This is a genomic window from Nostoc sp. JL31, assembly GCF_017114965.1.
Classification (GTDB): domain Bacteria; phylum Cyanobacteriota; class Cyanobacteriia; order Cyanobacteriales; family Nostocaceae; genus Nostoc; species Nostoc punctiforme_A.
Genome location: NZ_JABXKO010000116.1, coordinates 50,545 through 69,171 on the forward strand (window position 1 = coordinate 50,545; position 18,627 = coordinate 69,171).

18 protein-coding genes and 1 pseudogene are annotated in these 18,627 nt (G+C 38.9%); 7 read left to right on the plus strand and 12 right to left on the minus strand.

Going from position 1 to position 18,627, the window contains the following annotated elements; translation table 11 throughout:
• Positions 1-243: 243 nt before the first annotated feature.
• Positions 244-981, plus strand: a complete 738-nt coding sequence (locus tag HWQ43_RS30215; protein WP_292740511.1) for a hypothetical protein — start codon at positions 244-246, stop codon at positions 979-981.
• A 149-nt stretch (positions 982-1,130) separates the two neighbouring features.
• On the opposite strand, the gene HWQ43_RS30220 is transcribed toward HWQ43_RS30215, so the two are convergent.
• From HWQ43_RS30220 to HWQ43_RS30235, 4 genes are all read right to left on the minus strand, one after another.
• Complete coding sequence (locus tag HWQ43_RS30220) at positions 1,131-2,450, minus strand: ABC transporter substrate-binding protein (RefSeq protein WP_292740513.1); 1,320 nt, start codon at positions 2,448-2,450, stop codon at positions 1,131-1,133.
• Positions 2,451-2,468: 18 nt separating this feature from the next.
• Positions 2,469-3,122, minus strand: a complete 654-nt coding sequence (locus tag HWQ43_RS30225) for a glycosyltransferase family A protein (RefSeq protein WP_292740515.1) — start codon at positions 3,120-3,122, stop codon at positions 2,469-2,471.
• 202 nt (positions 3,123-3,324) lie between these two features.
• Positions 3,325-3,504, minus strand: coding sequence for a hypothetical protein (locus HWQ43_RS30230; protein ID WP_292740517.1), 180 nt, complete (start codon positions 3,502-3,504; stop codon positions 3,325-3,327).
• A gap of 32 nt (positions 3,505-3,536) precedes the next feature.
• On the minus strand, positions 3,537-4,643 hold the full coding sequence (locus tag HWQ43_RS30235) for a methyltransferase domain-containing protein (RefSeq protein ID WP_292740519.1): 1,107 nt from the start codon (positions 4,641-4,643) through the stop codon (positions 3,537-3,539).
• 84 nt (positions 4,644-4,727) lie between these two features.
• On the opposite strand from HWQ43_RS30235, the gene HWQ43_RS30240 reads away from it, so the two are divergent.
• On the plus strand, positions 4,728-5,228 hold the full coding sequence (locus tag HWQ43_RS30240; protein ID WP_292740521.1) for a class I SAM-dependent methyltransferase: 501 nt from the start codon (positions 4,728-4,730) through the stop codon (positions 5,226-5,228).
• 26 nt (positions 5,229-5,254) lie between these two features.
• On the opposite strand, the gene HWQ43_RS30245 is transcribed toward HWQ43_RS30240, so the two are convergent.
• Together HWQ43_RS30245 and dacB are read right to left on the minus strand one after the other, a co-directional pair.
• Entirely contained in the window at positions 5,255-6,163 is a 909-nt protein-coding gene (locus HWQ43_RS30245; RefSeq protein ID WP_292740523.1) for an LD-carboxypeptidase, read from the minus strand.
• A 29-nt stretch (positions 6,164-6,192) separates the two neighbouring features.
• Positions 6,193-7,662, minus strand: a complete 1,470-nt coding sequence (gene dacB, locus HWQ43_RS30250; protein ID WP_292740525.1) for a D-alanyl-D-alanine carboxypeptidase/D-alanyl-D-alanine-endopeptidase — start codon at positions 7,660-7,662, stop codon at positions 6,193-6,195.
• 234 nt (positions 7,663-7,896) lie between these two features.
• Here dacB and HWQ43_RS30255 point away from each other — a divergent pair, with 234 nt between their 5' ends.
• On the plus strand, positions 7,897-8,496 hold the full coding sequence (locus HWQ43_RS30255; RefSeq protein WP_292740583.1) for a hypothetical protein: 600 nt from the start codon (positions 7,897-7,899) through the stop codon (positions 8,494-8,496).
• 235 nt (positions 8,497-8,731) lie between these two features.
• Positions 8,732-9,829: pseudogene (locus HWQ43_RS30260) on the plus strand (ATP-binding protein); the annotation flags it as partial.
• A 57-nt stretch (positions 9,830-9,886) separates the two neighbouring features.
• Here HWQ43_RS30260 and HWQ43_RS30265 read toward each other — a convergent pair.
• From HWQ43_RS30265 to HWQ43_RS30275, 3 genes are all read right to left on the minus strand, one after another.
• Positions 9,887-10,411 (minus strand): hypothetical protein, encoded by a 525-nt coding sequence (locus HWQ43_RS30265; RefSeq protein ID WP_292740526.1) that lies wholly within the window; start codon positions 10,409-10,411, stop codon positions 9,887-9,889.
• Positions 10,412-10,419: 8 nt separating this feature from the next.
• The gene (locus HWQ43_RS30270) at positions 10,420-11,667 is read right to left on the minus strand and encodes an AAA family ATPase (protein WP_292740528.1); all 1,248 of its coding nucleotides are present in this window, start codon (positions 11,665-11,667) and stop codon (positions 10,420-10,422) included.
• A gap of 169 nt (positions 11,668-11,836) precedes the next feature.
• Positions 11,837-13,438: an alkaline phosphatase D family protein gene (locus tag HWQ43_RS30275; RefSeq protein WP_292740530.1), complete on the minus strand. Its 1,602-nt coding sequence runs from the start codon at positions 13,436-13,438 to the stop codon at positions 11,837-11,839.
• A 251-nt stretch (positions 13,439-13,689) separates the two neighbouring features.
• On the opposite strand from HWQ43_RS30275, the gene HWQ43_RS30280 reads away from it, so the two are divergent.
• The gene (locus HWQ43_RS30280) at positions 13,690-14,592 is read left to right on the plus strand and encodes an ABC transporter ATP-binding protein (protein WP_292740532.1); all 903 of its coding nucleotides are present in this window, start codon (positions 13,690-13,692) and stop codon (positions 14,590-14,592) included.
• A 2-nt stretch (positions 14,593-14,594) separates the two neighbouring features.
• Here the strand turns inward: HWQ43_RS30280 and HWQ43_RS30285 are convergent, their stop codons facing one another.
• On the minus strand, positions 14,595-15,275 hold the full coding sequence (locus tag HWQ43_RS30285) for a tetratricopeptide repeat protein (protein ID WP_292740534.1): 681 nt from the start codon (positions 15,273-15,275) through the stop codon (positions 14,595-14,597).
• 661 nt (positions 15,276-15,936) lie between these two features.
• Here HWQ43_RS30285 and HWQ43_RS30290 point away from each other — a divergent pair.
• Together HWQ43_RS30290 and HWQ43_RS30295 are read left to right on the plus strand one after the other, a co-directional pair.
• Positions 15,937-16,263 (plus strand): YbjQ family protein, encoded by a 327-nt coding sequence (locus HWQ43_RS30290; protein WP_292740536.1) that lies wholly within the window; start codon positions 15,937-15,939, stop codon positions 16,261-16,263.
• A 332-nt stretch (positions 16,264-16,595) separates the two neighbouring features.
• Positions 16,596-17,228: a hypothetical protein gene (locus HWQ43_RS30295; RefSeq protein WP_292740538.1), complete on the plus strand. Its 633-nt coding sequence runs from the start codon at positions 16,596-16,598 to the stop codon at positions 17,226-17,228.
• Positions 17,229-17,389: 161 nt separating this feature from the next.
• Here HWQ43_RS30295 and HWQ43_RS30300 read toward each other — a convergent pair whose 3' ends face one another.
• Positions 17,390-17,650 (minus strand): hypothetical protein, encoded by a 261-nt coding sequence (locus HWQ43_RS30300; protein WP_292740540.1) that lies wholly within the window; start codon positions 17,648-17,650, stop codon positions 17,390-17,392.
• An 82-nt stretch (positions 17,651-17,732) separates the two neighbouring features.
• A complete protein-coding gene (sufR, locus tag HWQ43_RS30305) occupies positions 17,733-18,416 on the minus strand; it encodes an iron-sulfur cluster biosynthesis transcriptional regulator SufR (protein WP_292740541.1) in 684 nt (227 codons plus the stop codon).
• Positions 18,417-18,627 lie beyond the last annotated feature (211 nt).

Below are 18,627 nucleotides of genomic sequence, written 5' to 3' on the forward strand. Positions count from 1 at the left end.
GAATAGGTTAATGAGATTCTATTGAGAATAGACTGTTATTATTGACATAATATTCTCGCCTTGGGGAAGTCGCGAGTGGCGAGTGGGGAATGGAAAATAGGGACTGGTAATTAAGAAATAGAGTAAAACAAGAATCAATATTTAATTGAGGATTGGCCAAACAGGGCATTAGTTAATTCTCCCCCTGCTCCCCTATCTCCGTGATCTCCGTGATCTCCTATTCCCTCACTCTCCTAACTTCTTATGCAAACTGACTCTAACAGTCCCGATCATCTTACATCTGCTAATAACGAGCCTAACCCAGGAAAGTTTTTGATTCCGCGATCGCAGCGACAGAGGTTCTTTATTCAGTTTACCTTAATGACCATCATCGGATGGGTTGTGGGTGGCGTTGCTAGTATCGCTTTAGAGAAAATTATTCTCCAAAGTCTCTCACCTAACATTGCTAATCAACCACAAACATGGAGCATTTTGGTTAGAAGTCTTAGTAACGTTGTATTTGCCGTGATTTTCGCTGCTGACCAAGCTCTTGTCCTTTACCGATATTTACCGAGTTGGCAGTGGCTATTTGCTACTAGTGTAGGTTGGCTGATTGCCAACGGTGTTTCTACAGCCTGGATTAACTACATTTCAACCATTGCCTCATCATCTTCTGAAGATACTTTGATTTTCGGATTTTTGTCTGCGATCGCATATATAATTTCTGGAATTTGGCTAGGGATTTGCCAATGGCTGGTGTTGAGGCGATATACAGCAGGCATTTGGTGGTGGAATTTTGTACCCTCAATCTCTTTTTTCTGGATTACTATTTTGGTTTGGTTGCTTTTTCTTGTGCAAAATTTGATTCCAGAAACCTACCGTACTCCCATACTATATTGGAGCGGACAAGGGCTGACAGCAGCGATTTTAGGAGCAATACCAGCAATTGGTTTGTGTACATTAAAAAGGAATTTACATCGCAAAGCTGGAGTTTATTCCTAACTTTTATCGATATATTACATCGCCTTAATGTTTATGACTTGCCAGCGTATTCTCCATTTAGTGAGTATTTTGAATTACCCAATGCTAATAATTAATTATGTACTCAAGCCACTACACTTTAAAGGATACAACGAGTTACTCAGTCCCATTTAATTGCTATCCCAAATAGTTTCTAAACGCTCTTGTGCTATTTTGAGAGCTTTGTCGGGAGATTCACCCAACAATATAGCCTCGATAGCTCGACCAAGACTGTCAGAAAGACGGCTATATCCAGCAAGAATCGGTCGAGCGCCAGCTAGAGGAATTTGTTCCATAAACACTTTTAACCAAGATTTTTGGTTGAGGAATTGCTGATAAGCTTCACTTTGTGCAGCTTTAAGATTAACTGGTAAAAAACCGGTGCCGATACTCCATTCTTTTTGGAATTCCTCACTCAAAACATATTCTAAAAACTTGAGTGCAGCTTGCTCTCTAGCTAGTGTAGTTTTCATCACATAAAGATTTCCACCACCTGTAACCGTAGCTTGAGAAACATTTGTAGGTATAGGAAATGCGCTGTAATCAACATTAGATTTCGTGATATAAGTCCAAGGGCCAGTAATTTGCATAGCAACGCGACCCGCTATAAAGGCATCCTCTTCATAACCCCGTTCTGGAGAAGAAAGCATTGCTGAACCATCTTCTAATAGCTGCTGCCAGAATTGTAAAGCTTTCAGCGCTCCAGGATTCGTTAAATTCGGTCGGTTATTTGTCAGTACTTCTCCGCCAGCGCTTAATAAAAAAGGAAACCAGCTAAAAACAGTCCATTCTCCCTTCCCTAAAGGCAGTAGAATTCCGTACTGTTCTGGTCGGTTGTCGCCATTACGGTCTATGGTTAGTTTTTTGGCAACTTCTCTCAATTCTTCCCAAGTCTTAGGCGTTTGCGTAATTCCCGCAGCTTCAAAAAGCTTAGGTCTATAAAAAATACCTATGTTGCTTGTATATAATGGAGCTGACCAAAGATGACCGTCTAATTGCAATTCTTCAAGTAGGTTAGGGGTGATTTCTGACTTTATGGGCAATTTGTCCAACCAATCTTCTAAAGGTATAATTGCCCTTAAATCTGCTAACTGACCTGTAATTTGCGGATAGAATGCCAGGATATCTGGAGGCACATTACCCACAACAGCTGTTAATATTTTTGGCAAGTGGGGTTGAGCTAAAAAGACAGATTCTACCTGCACCTCAGTATGAGTCTGATTAAATTTGTCTACCAGTTTTTCAAACACATCCCGATTAGCAGGGGGATTGATTGCTTGCCATAGGGTTAAATGAATTACTCCATCATTCTTCTGTGCTAGCCCCTGACAACCAGATAAAAATATTAGGAACGAACTTAGTACAATCCCTAGAAGTAAAATCTGCCAAACAGAAGCGGTGACTCGGCGAGAATAATGGCTTATTTGGGATAGAAAAAGAATCATCTTCATACCAGATAGTTAATCAGATTAAGAAATATTCTCCAAAACACTTTTAGTAATACTAGTTTCTGCTCTTGTGTAAATATAAGTTTGAGGTTCGGTTATTTTTTCGGTTCTGAAGATTTTTACTGCCCGATACCAAAAGTCTGTATCCTCTCCATAAGCAATATGATTAAACCCTTTCACCTCAAAAAATACCTGTCTCTTCCCAAAAAATGTTGGGCCTAAAACACATTCTCGGAGATTAATTTTTTTACCTGGTTGAAAATAATCTGCAACCAAAATCTCTTCTTCGGCTGCGAATCCACCTTCAATCAAATCAATTTCTGGATTAGCTCTCATATATTCGATTCGCGCATCCAGATGATTTATTTTGTACGCATCATCGCTATCTAAGAATGTTATGTATTTGCCAAAAGATGCCTGTATTCCAACATTTTTAGCATACCATAGCTTCCTATTTTGATGTTTCAAATACCGGATGTTTTGAAATTTTTGAATATAAGAATTGACAATTTCAAAAGTATTATCTTGGCTGCCATCATCAACTATAATCAGTTCCCAATCTTTAAAACTTTGACCAATAACACTATCAATGCAATTGTTTAGATATTTTGCCCGATTATAGGTACAGAGGATAATTGACACTTCATGATTGAAATCAAAAACTACAGTTTCCATCTTTAAATCATCATCGTAATTGTTCGCATAATAATCCCACTAACAAAAGAGGAATTTTTAATTATTGAGGAGTAAATTCTTAAGCTGTGTTGAACAGAATTAAATTATTAACAGTCTGAAAAATTACTCCTTAGTTGTGTAAGTTTATAAAATAGTGCATGATATCATTATAATGATAAATTATCCGGCTATAATCAAAGTTTTATCGAACATATTCTAAAATTTGTGGACGAGAATATTGGTTTTTATCAATCATCTCGCTAATTGTAGCGGTAAAATGTTTGTATTCTTGTATCACAGTTAAAACAGAATGTGGCAAGGGAGGTTCAGGAATATACCCCCAAGCGACAAGAGCAATTTTCATAAATAATTTAATTTTCATAAATAATTTAATTTCTCCTCATACTTTTAGATTTACTTTTCAGCCAAAATACAAGTTGCGACGGGATAATCTGGATGGTAAGCGTCTAGTTCTTCAGATGTTAGTTCTTCTACGGCTATTCCATGATAACTAGCTATGACAGTGGTAGGGTTCCCATAGACATACAACTTCTGCTGTAAGAAGTTTCTAAACATCCAGGCGAAAGCATCAGGTAAAGGACGCCAATAGTCAACGGGAGTAGCATGAATTCTAATCGCAGTTGGTACCATTGCAAAACATTTCCCACCAGGTTTTAGCCAAGTGTGAATATTTTCCACCACTATCCAGGGGGCATAACAATGTTCTAAGACGTTAAAAATGATCGCTGAATCAAAAGATTCTGGTTTAATAATGGATACATCATGAGCATCCCCAACTATATCTACTCCTGGGCCTGCTTCTAAGTTGAGAATCTGATATGATGCACCTGGATTAATTTGATAAAAATCTTTGTCTTTTGGTGTTCCTCCTATTTCTAAGATATTGCCACCAATTTGGGTTTGAATTTCTTTCAGAAATTTGCTGAGGTAGTATCTATCGACGGGTGTACCTCTTGTCAATCCAAATGCTTGACAAATTGGAACTGTTTTTTTCAAATCACCCCAATCTATCGAACCTGTAGCAGGGGATAGTAAACCAAGACTTTCTATATGTTCTACTAATTTACGAAAGTCTTCTATATTTTTAATAGATTCTAAGTCATCTTCTAATTGATATTGGGAAAATAATTGTGGCAATATTTGGTAAGTTTCTCTACTTAATAAACCAAGTTCATATTGCATTTCTTTTTCGATAAAACTCCGAAAGCCTTTACCAAAAATTGTCAGGCTACCATCTGCTAAAAAAACTAAGGCGTTTTGAAGAAGCTGCTCATATTTTTTTATCTCCTGAATAACTTTCTCTGCTATGGGTTCTAATTTATTTTTTTGAAATATTTGGTAAGCCGTCTCTAATGAATGTTCGTGAATAAATATTTCCAGTATCGTCAACCATGATTTTGATGGAATAATTTCTGCGGTTCGCTGACTCCACGCAAAAATTGCATATAGTTGTGAATCTTCTACTTTTAAAAAAGCATTGGGTATATATTTTTTTGGCATGTAATTAATAACTTAAAGTTTTATAATCAGGAGGATGACTTGGCTATTATAAGCTATTTTTGATTTTATTTATAATTACATCGCTTGCGGGGTTGGTCTGCGTGTTATCTGGCATTAGGTGGCGTGGAATTAGATGTAATTGATCCTTTTTTAGCCAGAGAAGATGTTTATGAAAGTGTAAGTAATTCCCTACGACTTGCTAATGTTCTTGAATCAGTTAATTTAGTAGCTGGTTATAGCCCACAAAGGGTAGAAGAGTTAGCTAAAGAATTACAACACAAGTGGTCATTGATTTTCATTGATGGCGATCATGAAGGACCTGCTTTGCTCAATGATACGATTGTTTGTGAACCATTGGCAGAGGAGGATGCTTTAATTTTGTTCCATGATTTAACTTCCCCTGATGTAGCACAAGGTTTAGACTACTTAAAGGAAAAAGGTTGGAATACAATCATTTGCCAAACTATGCAAATTATGGGCGCTGCTTGGCGAGGAAATGTTGAACCAGTAAAACATCAGCCAGATCCGAAAATTAATTGGAATTTACCAAAGTATTTAGAACATTATTCTGTGGGTGGATTATGACTGTTTGACCAGAAGCGGATCTGATTTTAACTTAGATGGGGATGCGCGATCGCTAATATTCCCGCATCTCCATCTAAAGTTACCTCTACACCCACTGGTAAGGCTGCATTGGGATTATCATGGCCAAAAGGCAAATCGGAGACAATGGGAATCCCCAAATCGCCCAAGCGATCGCGCAATACTTCTTCTACACTAAAACTAGATATAGTTGGCGGCGCTTCACAGCGAGTAAAACCCCCCAAAGCAATACCGCAGACTTGTGACAAAGCACCACTCAAACGCCACTGTGTTAGCATCCTATCGATGCGATAAGGTGCTTCCGTAACATCTTCCAGCGCCAGAATTACACCATCCAGATGTGGCAGGATTGGTGTACCCAAAAGGTGAGTAGCCACCGTGAGATTACCTGGTAATAAAGTACCATGAACCACACCACCACCCCAACCGCGACCTTTGAGAGGGGTAAACGAAATACCTTCTACCCAATCGAATAATCGCTTAATTGACCAATCTTGCTCATCTGCCAAAGTTGTCATTACAGGACCGTGAACGCCGGAAATTCCTGCTGTATAAAGGCTCCATAATAAAGCTGTGATATCAGAAAAGCCTATGAGCCACTTGGGCGACCCTGAGTTTGGCCAATTCCAATTTTCTAAGATGCGGGTGCTGCCAAAACCACCTCTTGCACAGAGAATACCACGACAATCAGGATCTTGCCATGCTGCTGCTAGCTGTTGACGACGATTTTCGTCTGTTCCGGCTAGATAACCCCATTTGTCATCTATCTGGGGACTGACTTTTAATTGATAACCACGCGATCGCCAAATTTCTAGACTCTGTTTAAATTCCTCGAATTCTCGCAAAGCACCACTCGGGGCAATTACTCGTAGTAAGTCTCCAGGTTTTAGGGGCGGTGGTAAGATTTTGGCTGGCATGAAAAAAGTTATGAGTCAAAAGTATAATATTAACAATGCTGCAACTGTGTCAACAATACAACAACCTCATCAATTGCCTGCCGTATAACTGTTGCAGACTGATCCGACTGATTCACGATAATACTAAAAACTAGCGGCTCATATTTCGGCGCATTCATATATCCAGATAGAGAAATTACACCCGTTAACGTACCTGTTTTTGCTTGCACAATGCCCTCAGCAGGTGTATTTTGAAAGCGGCCTTTCAGAGTTCCACTTTTACCAGCCACGGGTAAAGATGCACGATATATATATGCAGTTGGGGTTTTTGCCATTCCCCGCAGAGTTTGGACAAAAGCTTCTGGTGTCACTAAGTCACGACGTGATAAACCTGAACCATCCACTAATATGTAATTAGCTGGATCGACTCCCAATTTAGTTAAACTTGCTTTGACAACTTCTAAACCGACATCAGCACTAGTCTGATTTTTCAGTCTGGTTTTTTTCACAGCTAATGCTCTCAGTAGTGCTTCAGCATAAAGATTATTACTATTTAAATTAGTTTCTGTTAATAATTCAGCTAAAGGTGGCGACTCTACAAATGCTATTTCCTGTTGATTCACACCACCATTTACTACTAATGTCTGTCCCAATGTAATTTTTTCTGTTGCTAAAGCAGTACGGAAACGTCGTAAGAAGTAATAATTAGGGTCAACTACAGGCAAATCTATTAAAGATTCTTCAGAATTCGTTGCCAGTTGTCCTTGAATTCGTAATACTGTTCCTGATAATTCGCGGGTAACATTGACATAGCTCGGTTGATTTTGAGGGACGGTTATTGACTGATTAATTATCCGCCACTGTTTTGCTTCGCCAGCATCAATCCACAGCACTTGCAAAGATTTACCTACAGCCTGTGGTACAAGTTTGAAGCTAAAAATATTTTTATTCAGAATAAAGCTGCTGACTGGTACGCCATCACTTGACTGCACATCTTCCCATTGCCAGGTGGGGTTAACAATATCACCTTGAATATAACTATCATCAGCACTCAACTGCTGAATTTGAGTAATACCTTTCTGCTTTAACTGCTGTGCCAATTTTTGCAATTCAGTATCACTTAAACTAGGATCTCCCCTGCCGACAACACGTAAAACACCATTGCCATTCTGATAAATAGAGGTGCGAATCCGAAAATTAGCACCCAATTCCTGCAACGCTGCTGCTGTTGTCAGCAATTTGAGGTTAGAGGCAGGAGTAAAATATTTTTGAGCGTCTCGACTGTAAAGAGTTTGTCCAGTTGACAGGGGTTGTATCAAAATTCCCCAGCGCCCCCGACTAAATAAGGGACGATTGATTACAGCATCTATAGCTGTTCCCAGTTGGCTAGAGCAAATTGATTTTGTGGTAGTTGTTGGTGCAACTGGGGTTTGTGCTTTCGCAATAGAACTAAATCCTATCTGGCTAGTCAAAAATATTAATAAAACACCCAGTGGTTGATTTAAAGTCTTAAGTCTCACCAATTTTCCTTATCCCAAAGACAGATATTTTTACCTTGCAAACAATTTCTTTCCGGAGAGAGAAGAATTGGCTCAGTAAAGTTACTTAATTAGTATAGGGAAGATATTCACATGTTTCATACATAGGCGATGTCTACGACGGGCTGCGCCTACGCACAAACATAATTTATGGGACTACAAAATAGAAACCCAAGTCAACCTGCATATACAGAAATACGAAATCGAGGCAACGGTGTGAGTACATTTTTATCTGGTGTAGCTGTATTACTCTCTACTTTGGCTTTGGGATGTAGCGGCTATGTAGCTTATGAAGTTTTTACATTGCGGCAGACACTAAATGCTACTAGTACAGCCAGTAACACCATTCCCACTCAAGCGCCAAGTCTGACAGCTACAACTTCTCCACAAGCAACAGCCTCACCACCCTCAGCTAGTGCTACAACATCAGCAATTAGTCCTGGTCAATTTGTGCAGCCTGCTTTTGGCAAAAAGGCAGAAGTTGAGTTACTTTCAGCAAAACGAATTAAAGATCCAGAAACTGGAAACCGTGATGTGGTAAATCTGCAAATGCGTATTCGTCGCCTTGCCACAGACGGAGTTGTGGGTAGCGATATTATATCAGTTGCTAGTACAACAGCCCGCAATCCTGACACTAGCGTAACCTACAAAGGAGTTGCTCTTAATCGCTCAACAGGAAGCGTTTCTTTGTTCCAAGTACGTCCACAAGCCTCCGCAGATGCTTATATCTGGCTAAGAGTTCCCGATGGTATCAATAATTTGGACATTTTTGTGCCAGATACAGCCGCATTTAAAAATGTACCAATTTCATTTTAGCTAGCTAACTGATATCAAATGACTCCCCATCCAGGGGAGTCATTAGTTGTTGATTATACAATAAAATACTTTGCTTCTCTAAACAGTAGCCTGCAACCGTGAGCAGCAGTCTGAGACATAAAAATTTCCAAAACCCTTTTTAATTACTTTCTCTTTCACTCCACAAGCAATTTTGCTGACTGCTATTGATGCAGTTTTAGTGTTGCTTTTAACTGAGGTTTAAGTTCTTTATTAACTGATTAACTTTCTTCAGCCAGATGTGTGTATTATTTCTGAGGATACGCTCATTGTAGAAGCAAATAAGGTAGCTTTGCAGCGAGAACCTCAATTTGTATATGAGCCGATTTTAATAGAAACTCAGGCAGTTAGTTATAAGCTACTCGATTGCCATCATTTACTTTTAGCTTATTCCCAAATTCATATTTTAACATTAGCTCAACTAGAGCAAGTAGAAGAACAATCTAGAATCGCTAAAGTAGGCTTTCGCACCCTTAAGAATAACTATGCGCGATTAATTCAAAATGAAAAAATGGCTGCTTTGGAACAACTCGTTGCTGGTATTGCACACGAAATCAATAACCCTGTGAACTTTATCGCTGGCAACCTTGTTTATGCACTCAACTACACTCAAGATTTACTACAGTTAATTAGCCTATACCAACACCATTATCCTGCACCAATAGCAGAAATTGAAGACGCGATCGCAGAAATGGAACTAGAATTTTTAACTGCTGATTACCTCAAGCTTCTTGATTCTATGAAGTTTGGTACTGAGCGTATCCAAGAGATAGTTCTTTCATTACGCAATTTCTCTCGCCTCGATGAATATGATAAAAAGATAGTTGATATTCATGAAGGGATTGATAGTACTTTAATAATATTACAAAGCTGTCTCATAAATCAGCAAACAGGTCAAATAATTACTATTGATAAAGAATATGGAAATCTTCCTCTAGTAGAATGCTACGCTGGGTTAATAAATCAAGTATTTATGAATATTTTATCCAATGCGATTGATGCTATCTTCGAGAGTTTTGAATCAGTTTATTCAACTCTAAAATAACCTGTAATTTGTATTCGTACTGAAGTCACAGACAATCGGCAAGTAGTTATTCGCATTGCCGATAATGGTACTGGAATTCCCAAGGATATACAAAAGCGATTATTTGACCCCTTCTTCACTACTAAACCCGTCGGTAAAGGCACTGGGTTAGGGCTATCTATCAGCTATCAAATTGTTGTAGAAAAACATTGTGGTCAACTGCAATGTATATCTACTGTAAAAGAAGGAACAGAATTTATTATTACAATTCCTGTCGAACTTAATTCATGACAAGTTAGTTAAAAAATCTCGATTTTGGGTAAATAGTAGTAATCGCTCAAGGATATTTTACCTTTTTGTTCGACTGCTACGACGCGTAGGTGGCTGTGGCGGAGGTGGTTCTTGAGATTTTAGCTTGTCATCATCAGTTAAAAACTCTACATGAAAACCCTTTTGGTGATAGTGCCAACCTAGGATGACAATACTAGCATCACCCATAGAAGTCTTTTCTATAGCTTGATTGGGGAATTTAGCAGCTAACTCTTTCAACTGTTCTTCTTCCCAGAGGACAATTTGCTCACGGAACTTAGCCCAAGGTGTAGTTTCATCAGCTGCATAAGTTATGATTTCAGCAAATTTATGAGCTGCTATACGTTTACTTTCTGAATTTGCTGTTTTAGCCTGTGCAATGTGATTACCTGTTTCTATAACAGCAGCTAAAGGTAGTACCAGCGTTGTTGATTTGTCTATTTCTACCTGGATTTTTTGATTTACACGCTCAAAATCCCATTTATTATTACCAGCAGTTTCTCTACCTGGAACTTGTAACCAAACGCATAAAAGCGATGTATCGATTAGTAGCACCTTTCTCATATTAGTAACTATTCATTATGAGAAAAGCTTCTTTCAATTGCACCCTTAGTTGTCATATCACCCAAAGAATATGATGCAAATAACTTAGAGAAATTATCAATATCTTCTAAAAGAGTAAGTTTGCTTTCTCCAGTTTCTTTATCGCGGTGTGCAACAACTACAAAAGGAACTATCTCTGGACCTAAAGCATCAAGTAAAGCTGGGTTATGCGTAGTAAGTAAAATATCAATTTTTCTTTTGCTGCCAATTTCTCGCAGTATTCTGACAAGTAATTCTGCACGCGAGGGATGAAGCCCGTTATCTATTTCTTCAATTACTAGTTGACTGCCTTCTGGTCGCGTAAGTAATGCTGTCAGAATTGCTAGAAAGCGTAAAGTTCCATCTGACATACTTTTAGCATCTATTTCTGTAATATGACCAGGTTTCCATTCTTCTTGGCAATAGAGCATGGCATCAGTACGGAACCTACCTACTTTTTGCGCCCATACTTTTTGTATATCACCTTCTGGTAGCTCTTTAATGTAGTTTGATAGAGCTGCTTCAACTTCCGCTTTCTGTTTTTTAGATAATGCTGCTAGTACACCAGCTATATTCGAGGCATCAGTTTCTAGCTTTTCACTAATTGGTGAGTAAGAGCGCATTTTAGAGGGAATAGGATTTAGAATAAAAATACTCTTAATATAATGATAAAAATCATCTATATTTTTTTCTTGCATCTCATGGGAATTAAAATTTCCCTCAACAAACATAATATTAGTTAGGTATGTTTGAGTAGGTAAAAAATTACCTCTTAAAATATATTCATCATTATAATTATGAATAGTTTTTGTGTTTTCCTCTAAATACAAAGCTTTTACAGAATCTCTGATAATAATATTTTCTTCTGAATTATTTTGAGATTCTTGATAAATTATAGATTCTTCTAAAACTTGAAGGAAAGGTTTTGTTTTTACTGTGATAGCGTAAATATAATCAGTATTAATATATTGACCTTGAAAAACAACCTTTAAGGTAAATTTTTTTTCAGGTTTAAATGCAGCCCATTCTACACCCCCTCGAATTGAAGGGAGTATTGAATCACCTACTAAAGCTGGTTTAATATCCTCTCTTGTAAAGGCTATTTGTAAAACTTCCAAAGCTTCAACCACATTAGATTTTCCACTTGCATTTGTACCAATCAGAACAGTCAACGGGTCAAGTGGAAGCTCGGCGTAACGGAAACTTTTCCAGTTTTCTAAGATGAGTTGCTTAAGCACGATCAACTCCAAAACTCTACTTACTTCAATTTAGCTCCTAACAGTGGTGATCGCACAATTTTTTTATCCTTCAACATCCCACCCAAAAAACAGCAAAGCCAGCAGACAAAGTAAAAAATTGCGTAATTACTCTATCTAACTGGCTACCTCTCACTGTGATTTTGGCGATTTATTTTTCTGGCGGTAAATCTACACTGTAAACAGCCTTCCCAGCCAAGTTACGCAACGTTACCGTCATCACCTTTGTATTTCCATCAATTTTAACTCCTCCAAAGAATTGCAAGCCTTCACTAGGCGGTCGATTTGCTTTTGTACCTGGAGGGAGGCTTTGAAATATCAATTGTGGTCCAAAGGTATTTTCTAATTCGTTTGGCCCAAATGTACCAGAGTTAAGCGGTCCGGCAACAAACTCCCAAAAAGGCTTAAAGTCAGTAAACTTTGCTTTAGCGGGGTCGTAATAATGGGCTGCTGCATAATGTACATCAGCAGTTAACCAAACAACATTCTGGATATTTTTATTTTTGATAAATCGTAGTAAATCGGCAAGTTCTAATTCTCTTCCTAAAGCTGGGCCATCTCCATTAGCCCAAGCTTCAAAATCAGTGCTACCATCTCGAACTAGCAGTCCCAAAGGCATATCACTAGCAATCACTTTCCATGTTGCTTTTGATGACAGCAATTGCCTTTTCAACCATTGCACTTGTTTTCTGCTCAAAAAGTCTGTTTCTTTACTTGGTACTGGCTGATTATTAGAGGAATTTGGCCCCCGGTAGGTGCGCTCATCCAGCATGAAAATGTCTAATAATGGGCCATAGTTGAAAGAGCGATAAATTTTCGCTTTATCTGGATTATTGCTTTCATATCCAATAGGCAGATATTCTAAAAATGCTTGTCTTGCCCTTTGAGCTAGCAAGTTAACATCCTTAATTGTATAACGGTCATCGTTGAGGATAATTTGCCCAGGATACCAATTGTTTCTTGTTTCATGGTCGTCCCACTGTGCCAATATGGGAACTTCAGCATTGAAACGCTTGATATTTTTATCAAGCAAATTGTAGATATAGTTACCACGATATTCTGTGAGAGTTTCTGCTACTTTTGATTTTTCTGGTGTGGTGATGTTTTTCCAAATTGTGCCGTCGTCTAAAGTTACTTCTGATTGAATCGGGCCATCAGCATAAATATTATCGCCAGAATGGATGAAAAAATCGGGATGAAGTTGGCGCATAGTTTCGTAAATTTTCATCCCACCGAAATCAGGATTAATCCCCCATCCTTGACCGGCGGTGTCGCCACCCCAAACAAAGAATATATCTCGTCCAGATTTGGGGGGAGTTCGGAAAGTACCATAAAAAGGAGCGCTGTAGGTGCGTTGATAATCTAAATCTTGGAAAATCACCCGATAAAATAATTTTTGGTCTGGTGGCAGATTCTTCAGATAAAGTCGTGCTGTAAAGTCGCTATTTTTTAAAGCATTAGGCCCGACAACTCGCTGCACGTTGCGAAAAGATTCGCTGGTAGAATATTCTACGATCATTTTGGCAGGGCGATCGCTCCGACTCCAAATCACGATGCTATCGTTAGATATATCTCCGTTAGCTACACCATAAGGTATGCCAGGACGCATTCTATCAGAGGTGATAATTGCAGGTGCTTCGCCAAAAACTGGTGATTTAGCGACAAAATTTGTGGAAATAATTCCACCATCTGTGATAGCTGAATGTAGCAAAAACTGACGCCGATTTAGCTTCAATGGGTGATGAGATTCCATACTAAATAACAGCAACCTTAAACTAAAGTATTACAGGATAAGTGTTTACCACACGTTGTTCTGTCAACAAGTAAAGATTGAGTTATCTAAGGGTTAATAAAATATATTTAGTTTGATGTAATCAGAATGGTAGTCTTGATTATGAACTGGTGTGAGCAAATTTATCCATGACCTAACAGAAAAGGATACAAAGCAACTAAATTTATTTATGAGCTGGTTAATTTTTAATTTTTAATTCGGAGCGAAGCGACGTGACTGCTGCTGTCTTTCTAGAAAACGTCTACAAGTTTTACAACAATGTACCTGTAGTCAATGACCTTTCATTCCAAATTGAAGCGGGGGAGATATTTGCTCTACTTGGCCCGAACGGTGCGGGTAAATCAACCACAATTCGGATGCTGACTACACTCACGAAACCATCCGAAGGACGCATAGAAGTAGGTGGATATGATGTGATGCGCCAAGCAACGTTGGCAAAACAGAGTATTGGTGTAGTCTTGCAACAGGTCAGTGTGGATAACGATTTAACCGTCTGGGAAAATATGGAACTGCACGGGAGACTACATCACATTAGCAATCCGCAGCGACAAAAATTGATAAATCAATGGCTAGAATATGTTGAGCTAGCAGAAAAACGTGATGATTTGGTAAAAACCCTGTCTGGGGGTATGAAACGACGCTTGCAAATTGCGAGAGCTTTATTGCATCAACCGCAAATTTTGTTTTTAGATGAACCAACCGTAGGACTAGACCCCCAGACCAGGCGACGCCTCTGGGAAATTATTCGAGATTTAAATAAACAAGGGATGACGATGCTACTGACGACCCATTATATGGATGAGGTCGAATTTTTGTGCGATGCCTTTGGTTCTACCAAGCCAGGACGCATCGGTATTATGGATAGTGGTAAACTGATTTCTTTGGGAACTTTACAACAGCTGCGTTCTGCTCACGGTGAAGGTTTGGTGATGAAACAATTAGGTGTGTCTAATGTGGGAAGTGATGGCGCTCGTAATTGGGAATATCTGTTTTTTCCATCCTTGGAAGCAGCAAATATCTACTTGAATGAACAGCCCGATAAAACCGGAATGATGGTGCGTCCCTCTAATCTGGAAGATATTTTTGTGGAATTAACGGGACGCCAGTTAGATTAACCTCATCCTCCTAACTGCCGCAGCATGGCTTCTACCCTTTCTACGCCATCTGAGTCATTGCGCCGTTTGTACAAGTCACGGGCTTTCTGAAGCAAGCTGTTTGCTTGTTTGGCTTGTCGTCGCTGTTTATACATTGAACCCATCAACTCATAAGTCTGGGCGTTGTTTTTATCCAAGTCGATTGCTTGTTGGTATGCCCAGGTAGCGGCATTATAGTCTCCCATACGAGATTGGGTCACAGCCAATCCTAAATAGGCGTTGACGTTGTTACGGTTCAGCTGTATCGCACGACGATAACCTTCCTTTGCCCCACGTGTGTCGCCCAAATTGGCTTTGATGTAACCCACAGCGTAGTAAAAATCACTATTGTTAGGGTTGATACCGATCGCCCGACGATAAGCTGCTAATGCTGCCTGGTAATTTCCCTGTTGAGCGTATAAATACCCAATACCTGAATGTATTTTAGCATTCTTGGGGTCTATACTAGCTGCTTGCTGATAAACAGCGATCGCACCACCATAATCCCCGCCATTCACTAATCTTCGTCCTTCCTCCAGTAATTGCTTTAACTCTGGGTTTTTGGCTTGCGCCACTAATACCTGAGCCTGAGCTACTAAAGGTATGGTGAAAGTAAAACATCCTAGTAACACCACACTAAACACGAATGATGTTGGCTTGTACACAGTAAATTTCCTGAAATTTTAGAGGACTTTTTCTTGTACATTAAAACAAAAATATGGACTTTTGAAAACTGTATTTCTTCGTATTCATTAAGATGTTAATAGTTTATTCTCCTTTCTTTTACATTTAGCACTACATAACAGAGTTTTTACTGAAGGATGAAGTGTAAGCGATCGGATAACAGGTGAAAGTACTCTATATATAAACTAATACATAGAAAAATAACACCTTTTTTAATCAGTAGTTATACGTGTTACCTGAAAAAATCACAGGCATCTAACTTAATCCTAGATTCTGATGCACTAAGCTTACAGGCTTTGATATCTATTGTTATTTTTATTTAATTTCATAATTTGCTAACTCTGTATCTAATTTCATCTCACATTTTTAGTCTTTGATACTACCCTTTGAGAAGTTATCATCGAGATATTCACATCCTTTTTTGGCCATTAAAAGGGTTAGATAAATCTAATCTGTAAAATGTTCCTTTAAATTCTGGTTTGTGCTTAAAACAAGACTCAAAAGCAAAGTGTAATCTAAAATTGTTTGAGAGGATGTTTATCAAGCCTGTATTCTGTAATAATAGTTACAATTTCTCAATTGCTTTGAGAAATACTTTGGATGATCAATATTAAGACATATCCCATATTAGGAGGTTAATTTATGATTATAACTACCACTGATGTAATTCAAGGAGCCGTGATTGAGTCATATTTAGGCATTGTGACAGCAGAAGTCGTCTACGGCAGCAATTTCTTGCGGGACTTTTTGGCTGGGATTCGAGATATTATCGGTGGACGCACTGCTAGCTATGAGCGTCTATTTGAGCAGGGTCAACGCAAGGCACTAGAAGAATTAGAACAACGCGCACAACGTTTAGGAGCAAATGCTGTAATTGGGATTGAAATTGATACTGGCACAATCAATCTTGACCAGTCAGGAGTTCTTTTGCTGATTACTGCCACAGGCACTGCTGTAAGGACGCGTTAATTTTTGATGATTTTAACTTTTGACAATCATTACAAAGCTTTAGTTAGATTAAGTCTAATGGCATACATCTTTAAAGCTGGTTTCTGATAGCTAACTAATAGTTATATTTTAAGTTAAGAGTTTTTAAATGGAAATTTTAGGAAAAATACATAAATAAACACTAAACTATATTAAAAATTGTTAAATAAAGTTTTTTTCTGGCTAAAGATAGACCTATTAAATCTTTCTATCGATAGAGATTAAAACAGAACATTTAGTTATTTAATTTGAAGCATAAAGATGAATATACCCGAGCAGGAACTTTGCTGAAACAGCACTGGAGAACATAAGCGATGTCATACGTAAATCGGACAGGTGATGACGTTATATCTACTGATACTGTGGTAGCAGGTCGAGTAGCTGAATATCACGACCGTGTTCGCTGGGGGCCAATTATTGCTGGTTTGTTGGTTTCTTTAGCTACACAATTAATTTTGAGTTCTATCATTGCGGCGGTTGCGGCAGGCACAGTTGCAGGTTCAGGTGCACCTAGAACAATTGCTCCTAACGCTGCGGGTAATGCGGGGCTTTGGTCAACTATCGCTTTACTAATTTCCCTATTTACTGGTGGTTGGGTTACAGCCCGTGCTTGTGGGCCGATGAACCGCAATACAGCTCTTCTTAACGGCGCAATTCTTTGGGCAACGACTTTGGCAGTTAGCTCATGGCTTTTAGCAAGTGGAGTATCTGGTGCTTTTGGTGTTGCTGCTTCTAACGCAGGAGAAGTCATAAACCAGGTACAACAGCAAGGTGGTGTTAATGTACCACAAGCAAATATAAGTGCCCAACAAGCTCGTGATACGGCAGCTAATATACGTTCGGGATTGTGGTGGTTTGTGTTTGGTTCTTTATTGGGTTTAATAGCCTCAATGATTGGAGCTGTAACTGGCGCTCGTAGTCCTCGTACTAACAATTACAATGCTTAAATAATTGTTTGACAAAGAAAATGTTATTTATTTTCAAATAAAAGCACCTTCAAAAAGGTGCTTTTTATTTATTATTTAAAATTAGAGTATTATTATTACCAACAAAATTACAACTAACTAGAAATAACTACTATGACCTAGAAAAACCCACCTTCCACGGTTCACCATTTGAGATATGAACCTTCAATTCCCTGCTCACGACGAATTTTGCCATCTTTTTCAAACCAGGCAATTACTTGCTGTGTTGTCAAATCTTCAATAGCAATACCGTACTCTTGGGCAATATGCTTCAAAAGCTTCAGTGATGAAATTGTCAATCTTGTTAAAAATTTTTCTGGGGAAGACAACAACGCCGCGTCTACTTTTGCTGACTCTTCCAGGGTTAAAAATTGTGTTGATGGTTGCTGTGGTAGTACATCCATAAATGCTATCTCAAACTTAGTTGCTATTCAGCTATTATCCATTACCACGACTAGATGTAAACCGAGTTTGTTTATGAGAACTTTACTGACGAATTTGTACTAAATAGCCACAACGGTGTTCGCCATCAATAATCCAGTGGGTGCGTTCTACGGTACAATCAGGTAAGACGGCTGCAAACATTTCTAATTCGTGACCACAAATGCTGGGGAAAGACTCGGCAACGTTAGAAATTGCACAGTTATGCTCCATTAAGATAAAGCGATCGCTCTCAAAGCAGTCATTTACATCAACAGCGTGATACTCTGCCATGAAGCCTTCCGCTTTTCTCAACTCTACTAAGTTGGCTACACGTTCTCGCAGTGAACCGTTACCGACGCGATTGCGGTATTCTTTAGCTTTGCGCTGCCACTGTTTCTCTAAAATCGATTTAAATTGGTCGTGTCCTACCGTTTCGGCTAAGGTGTCTAGCAGCGAAACCGCAAAATTTCCGTGTCCATCACCAAAGCGATCGCTCATTGTTCGATGCAAGCGATCGCGTCCCTGACGACTCAGTTGATAAAGATGCTGCGGACGCCCCATCCCCGCCGCCTGCACTGATGTAGAATACAAAACTAGCTCCTCCGTCTCCAAATCTTTGAGATGGCGACGAATAGCTTGGGGGGTAACGTCTAAAACTTCAGCTAGCTCCAAAGCCGTTGCTTTTTCGTGTTTGTGCAGATATTCTAGGATATCTTGCTTGGTTGAGGACTGGTGGGTAGTCGCCATCTTCATGTGGTGCGAGACGTTCAGCGAACGCCCCAAAAATTAATTTCTTGGAAAATTTGACTGTGCCGATTTTGGATTTTGGATTTTGGATTTAAAAAGTTTTCTGGTATATGCCCCGCTACGCTATCGTCAATCTAAAATCCTTGAGCCAAGCACCTTTGTGATCTTTTTAAATCTAAAATTGCAAATCTAAAATCCAAAATTGTTTGAC

Excerpts from the sequence above, each read along its gene's own strand:
- HWQ43_RS30235 (WP_292740519.1), bottom strand. The coding sequence starts at position 4,643 with ATGCCAAAAAAATATATACCCAATGCTTTTTTAAAAGTAGAAGATTCA.
- HWQ43_RS30295 (WP_292740538.1), top strand. The coding sequence starts at position 16,596 with ATGTCATACGTAAATCGGACAGGTGATGACGTTATATCTACTGATACT.
- HWQ43_RS30245 (WP_292740523.1), bottom strand. The coding sequence starts at position 6,163 with ATGCCAGCCAAAATCTTACCACCGCCCCTAAAACCTGGAGACTTACTA.
- HWQ43_RS30215 (WP_292740511.1), top strand. The coding sequence starts at position 244 with ATGCAAACTGACTCTAACAGTCCCGATCATCTTACATCTGCTAATAAC.
- HWQ43_RS30230 (WP_292740517.1), bottom strand. The coding sequence starts at position 3,504 with ATGAAAATTAAATTATTTATGAAAATTGCTCTTGTCGCTTGGGGGTAT.
- HWQ43_RS30220 (WP_292740513.1), bottom strand. The coding sequence starts at position 2,450 with ATGAAGATGATTCTTTTTCTATCCCAAATAAGCCATTATTCTCGCCGA.
- HWQ43_RS30265 (WP_292740526.1), bottom strand. The coding sequence starts at position 10,411 with ATGAGAAAGGTGCTACTAATCGATACATCGCTTTTATGCGTTTGGTTA.
- HWQ43_RS30290 (WP_292740536.1), top strand. The coding sequence starts at position 15,937 with ATGATTATAACTACCACTGATGTAATTCAAGGAGCCGTGATTGAGTCA.
- sufR (WP_292740541.1), bottom strand. The coding sequence starts at position 18,416 with ATGGCGACTACCCACCAGTCCTCAACCAAGCAAGATATCCTAGAATAT.
- HWQ43_RS30300 (WP_292740540.1), bottom strand. The coding sequence starts at position 17,650 with ATGGATGTACTACCACAGCAACCATCAACACAATTTTTAACCCTGGAA.
- HWQ43_RS30225 (WP_292740515.1), bottom strand. The coding sequence starts at position 3,122 with ATGGAAACTGTAGTTTTTGATTTCAATCATGAAGTGTCAATTATCCTC.
- HWQ43_RS30275 (WP_292740530.1), bottom strand. The coding sequence starts at position 13,438 with ATGGAATCTCATCACCCATTGAAGCTAAATCGGCGTCAGTTTTTGCTA.